A 4,377-nucleotide genomic window follows, 5' to 3' on the forward strand; every position below is an offset into this window, starting at 1 on the left:
GTGATTGCTGCAGTCAGGGTGGTTTTACCGTGGTCAACGTGACCGATGGTGCCCACGTTTACGTGCAGTTTGTTACGTTGAAATTGCTCTTTAGCCATCGCTTGTCCCTCTAAGACACGGATATATCAAAGATATCGTCACATTAACCAGGCAGTGCCCGATGTTAGTTTTACAGAGAGAGAATCAGGAGAGAGATAAAGGAAGTGGTGCTGATACCCAGAGTCGAACTGGGGACCTCACCCTTACCAAGGGTGCGCTCTACCAACTGAGCCATATCAGCACATCTGGAGCGGGCAGCGGGAATCGAACCCGCATCATCAGCTTGGAAGGCTGAGGTAATAGCCATTATACGATGCCCGCATCCTGGAACTCGGCTACCTGTTCTTTCTGTAGCTTTTGAATAATAAAAGAAGACCTTTTACTATTCGAGCCAGTCAGAGTTTCCGACTGACCCTGACCACACAGATGTGCAATCTGAATCCGGAGGTGAGAGAGTTTAACTCACCCATCAGGTAATTCTTTACCCGATGCCCAACCAGGAGGCTGAGATGGTGGTGGGAGAAGGATTCGAACCTTCGAAGTCTGTGACGGCAGATTTACAGTCTGCTCCCTTTGGCCGCTCGGGAATCCCACCTACTTGATGGTGCCGGCTACCGGAATCGAACTGGTGACCTACTGATTACAAGTCAGTTGCTCTACCAACTGAGCTAAGCCGGCATCAAGTGACGCGCATTCTAGGAAGACCGGCTCCGAGATGCAACAAGAAAATCATCATTTTTATTCTTTTGCTTACTATTTGTGCAAAACCTCTCACCATCAGGCATTACTGCTGCTTCTATACTCATATTTGGTACAAATGTTCATCAACCTCTTTCAGCGAGCGTTCTCTGTTTCCCCTCTTTTTCAGCTGCCTTACGTTAAGCGATTTGCTCTTTTTTCCCGATGACTAAAAGGAAACACAACTTTTTCATTTCATCCGGTGAAAAAAATGTGGTGTGTTCTGCGAAAGCGCTCGCAGGATCATCATTTTACTTCTGTTTAAAGTGACACTGGTGTTAACCTCCTGCCCACTGTTTCCGTTAATTTATCTTCTATGACGCGCAATCGCGTTCAGGATGCTTCAAGATGAGGCAGGGATGAACCAGACTATGCGGTCAGATATATGCTTATGAGTAGAAAAACAACGCCACTGACCACCCCATACCTGCAATTTGACAGGCAGCAGTGGGCTGCGCTGCGTGACTCAGTGCCTATGACGCTGGACGAACGTGAAGTTGAGCGTCTGCGCGGTATCAATGAAGATCTCTCTCTTGATGAGGTCGCTGAGATCTATCTTCCTTTATCACGTCTGCTGAACTTCTACATCAGTTCTAATCTGCGACGTCAGGCCGTGCTGGAACAGTTTCTCGGTACCAACGGGCAAAAGATCCCTTATATCATCAGTATTGCTGGCAGCGTTGCCGTAGGGAAAAGCACGACCGCACGCGTTCTGCAGGCGCTGCTAAGCCGCTGGCCGGAACATCGCAAAGTAGAATTGATCACCACTGATGGTTTCCTGCATCCGAATGCCGTGCTGAAAGAGCGCGGTCTGATGAAAAAGAAAGGGTTTCCGCAATCCTACGATATGCATCGCCTGGTAAAGTTTGTTTCCGATCTAAAATCGGGTGCCAGCCAGGTCACAGCGCCGGTTTACTCGCATCTGATTTATGATGTCATTCCTGATGGCGATAAAGTTGTTGAGCAGCCTGACATTCTGATTCTGGAAGGGCTTAATGTGCTGCAGAGCGGTATGGATTACCCGCATGATCCGCATCACGTGTTTGTTTCCGACTTTGTGGATTTTTCAATCTATGTGGATGCACCGGAAATCTTACTGGAACGCTGGTATATCAACCGCTTTCTGAAATTCCGTGAAGGCGCTTTCAGCGATCCCGACTCCTACTTTCATCACTATTCACAGTTGCCGAAAGAGGATGCCGTAAATATTGCGCGCGGACTGTGGCAGGAAATAAACGGTCTTAACCTGAAAGAAAATATTCTGCCAACGCGTGAACGTGCCAGCCTGATTATGACCAAAGAGGCTGATCACGCCGTTCAGAGCGTAAGGCTGAGGAAGTAACAGGATAAAGCCCTGCGTGCAGGGCTGTTATCATGCTGCTGTGGCTAGCCGTTATCTGGCCTGAGCGAGATCTCTCCGCCAACCCAGGATTTACTTACTCCCTCCTGTTCCAGCAGTAAGCCACCCTGCTTATCGATCCCGCGAGCAATACCGTAGACCTCACGCTCACCAATCAGTAATTTAACCGGACGATTAATAAAATTATCCAGCTTTTCCCAGCGGGGTATGAATGGCGCCAGACCATCGCGCTCAAAAAGCGGTAACGCCGCGCGCAGGCTGTTGATGATATGAGCTGCCAGCTGATTGCGATCGATGGTAACGCCCGCTTCCTGCAGGTTTATCCAGCCCTGATTAATTTCTGACGTGCCCTCGCCCCGCATACCAAGATTGATACCGGCGCCCATTACAATTTGCGCCGCATCGCCGGTTTTGCCAGTGAGTTCAACCAGGATGCCTGCAAGTTTCCGATCGTTAAGATAGAGATCGTTTGGCCACTTCACACGTACATTTTCAGCGCCAAACGACTGAATAACTTCAGCCATAACAATTCCTATGACCAGACTCAGCCCCATTGCTGCAGCAGGTCCCTGCTCCAGACGCCAGTACATCGACAGATACAGATTAGCCCCGAAGGGAGAAAACCATTTACGTCCGCGGCGTCCACGCCCGGCCTGCTGATACTCTGCAACACAGGCAAAACCTGACTCAAGCTGATCCATACGATCGAGCAGGTACTGATTGGTTGAATCTATAACCGGAATAACGGCAATGCCTGAGGTCTCCAGATGAGCCTGGATAAGCGCTTCATCCAGCAGCTGCAAAGGCATCGCCAGACTGTAGCCTTTCCCTGTCACGGTATAGATATCCAGACCCCAGCTTTTCAGAGTCTGTATATGCTTATTAACGGCAGCACGACTCATGCCCAGCGCTTCACCCAGCTGTTCGCCTGAATGAAATTCTCCGTCAGCCAGCAACGCCGCCAGTTTGAGAGGAACGCTATGATCTTTCATGCAATAACCTCAACCGCATTGCGCTCACCCTCGGCACCAATAAAACGAACTTCAGGTTCCAGCCAGACATTAAATCTCTTACCCACATGCTGCCGCACTGTATGGGCCAGCGTGACAATATTCTGCGGTGTGGCGCAGTCCTGATTGATCAGAACCAGAGCCTGCTGGCAATGCACTGCAGCGCCACCCACTCTGAAGCCCTTAAGCTGGCACTGGTCGATTAACCAGCCTGCCGCCAGTTTTACTGTACCGTCAGGCTGAGGATAATGCGGTATTGCAGGCCACTGCGCGAGCAGCTCCGTGAGTTGACCGGCTGAAATAATAGGGTTTTTAAAAAAACTGCCCACATTGCCGGTGACGCGCGGGTCAGGCAGTTTGCTTTGACGCATCCGGCATACAGCATGGTAAACATCCCAGGCGCTGGTAGTGGCCGGGTTGAGTTTTGCCAGATCGCCATAACTCAGTACCGGTTTCCACGCTTTCATCAGGCGCAGGCCGGTTGCGATGATGACGTAGTCATCTTTGAGCCCGTGTTTAAACACGCTATCGCGATAGCCAAAGCAGCACTCCTCACGAGAGAGCCTTTTCATGGCCGATGTGGGCAGATGGAGTACATCGACATAGTGACAGACATCTTTAAATTCTATGCCGTAAGCGCCAATATTCTGAATCGGTGCGGAGCCTGACATACCCGGGATGAGCGCCAGATTTTCCAGACCGGGGATCCCTTTTTTCAGGGTATATTCCACTAACTGATGCCAGTTTTCACCTGCACCAACGTGCACATGCCAGGCTTCTTCGTGTTCTTCCAGCTGAATACCTTTGATGGCATTAACCACGACAGTGCCGTTGAAATCTTCGAGGAACAGGACGTTGCTTCCTTCACCGAGGATGATAAAGGGCTGACTGCGTTGCTGGCTGGAGTGCCAGGCTACGGTGATGGCTTCTGCGCTATCAGCGATAATCAGTGATTGTGCGTCGATCTCAAGACCGAACGTATTACATGCTTTGAGGGAGGTACCTGGGCTGGACATTTCACGGCCTTTACTGAGTGATCTGGCCGTAGTTTACCCGATTGGCTAATCAGGAGTGGGGGTTTTGATGGTTTTAGCAGGGAAATTTTACTTTTCTGCAGACGTAAAAAAGCCCTGAACAGACGTTCAGGGCTCTTTTACTTGATGGATGCCTGGCAGTTCCCTACTCTCGCATGGGGAGACCCCACACTACCATCGGCGCTACGGCGTTTCA

The 4,377-nt window shown here is 50.3% G+C and carries 4 protein-coding genes and 4 tRNA genes; 1 reads left to right on the top strand and 7 read right to left on the bottom strand.

Features of this window, described 5'->3' with window-relative positions; all coding sequences use genetic code 11:
* The 5 genes from SB719_RS18840 to SB719_RS18860 form a co-directional block, all read right to left on the bottom strand.
* A partial coding sequence (locus SB719_RS18840; protein ID WP_412159574.1) for a GTP-binding protein occupies positions 1-98 on the bottom strand: 98 nt, incomplete at its 3' end.
* A gap of 106 nt (positions 99-204) precedes the next feature.
* Positions 205-280, bottom strand: a tRNA-Thr gene (locus SB719_RS18845).
* Between the two features lie 5 nt (positions 281-285).
* Positions 286-360, bottom strand: a tRNA-Gly gene (locus tag SB719_RS18850).
* Positions 361-549: 189 nt separating this feature from the next.
* Positions 550-634: transfer RNA gene (locus SB719_RS18855), tRNA-Tyr, on the bottom strand.
* 7 nt (positions 635-641) lie between these two features.
* A tRNA-Thr gene (locus SB719_RS18860) sits at positions 642-717 on the bottom strand.
* A 451-nt stretch (positions 718-1,168) separates the two neighbouring features.
* Between SB719_RS18860 and coaA the strand changes: the two genes are divergently transcribed.
* On the top strand, positions 1,169-2,119 hold the full coding sequence (gene coaA / locus SB719_RS18865) for a type I pantothenate kinase (RefSeq protein ID WP_065650420.1): 951 nt from the start codon (positions 1,169-1,171) through the stop codon (positions 2,117-2,119).
* Positions 2,120-2,163: 44 nt separating this feature from the next.
* Here the strand turns inward: coaA and birA are convergent, their stop codons facing one another.
* Positions 2,164-3,129: a bifunctional biotin--[acetyl-CoA-carboxylase] ligase/biotin operon repressor BirA gene (gene birA / locus SB719_RS18870; protein ID WP_412159572.1), complete on the bottom strand. Its 966-nt coding sequence runs from the start codon at positions 3,127-3,129 to the stop codon at positions 2,164-2,166.
* Positions 3,126-4,163: a UDP-N-acetylmuramate dehydrogenase gene (murB, locus tag SB719_RS18875; protein ID WP_412159573.1), complete on the bottom strand. Its 1,038-nt coding sequence runs from the start codon at positions 4,161-4,163 to the stop codon at positions 3,126-3,128. The genes birA and murB overlap by 4 nt, the downstream gene beginning before the upstream one ends.
* Positions 4,164-4,377 lie beyond the last annotated feature (214 nt).

Source organism: Pantoea sp. SIMBA_079 (assembly GCF_046940275.1).
Taxonomy (GTDB): domain Bacteria; phylum Pseudomonadota; class Gammaproteobacteria; order Enterobacterales; family Enterobacteriaceae; genus Pantoea; species Pantoea borealis.

Bases quoted from the DNA above. Each gene is read 5' to 3' on its own strand.
- coaA (WP_065650420.1), top strand. From the start codon at position 1,169: ATGAGTAGAAAAACAACGCCACTGACCACCCCATACCTGCAATTTGAC.
- birA (WP_412159572.1), bottom strand. From the start codon at position 3,129: ATGAAAGATCATAGCGTTCCTCTCAAACTGGCGGCGTTGCTGGCTGAC.
- murB (WP_412159573.1), bottom strand. From the start codon at position 4,163: ATGTCCAGCCCAGGTACCTCCCTCAAAGCATGTAATACGTTCGGTCTT.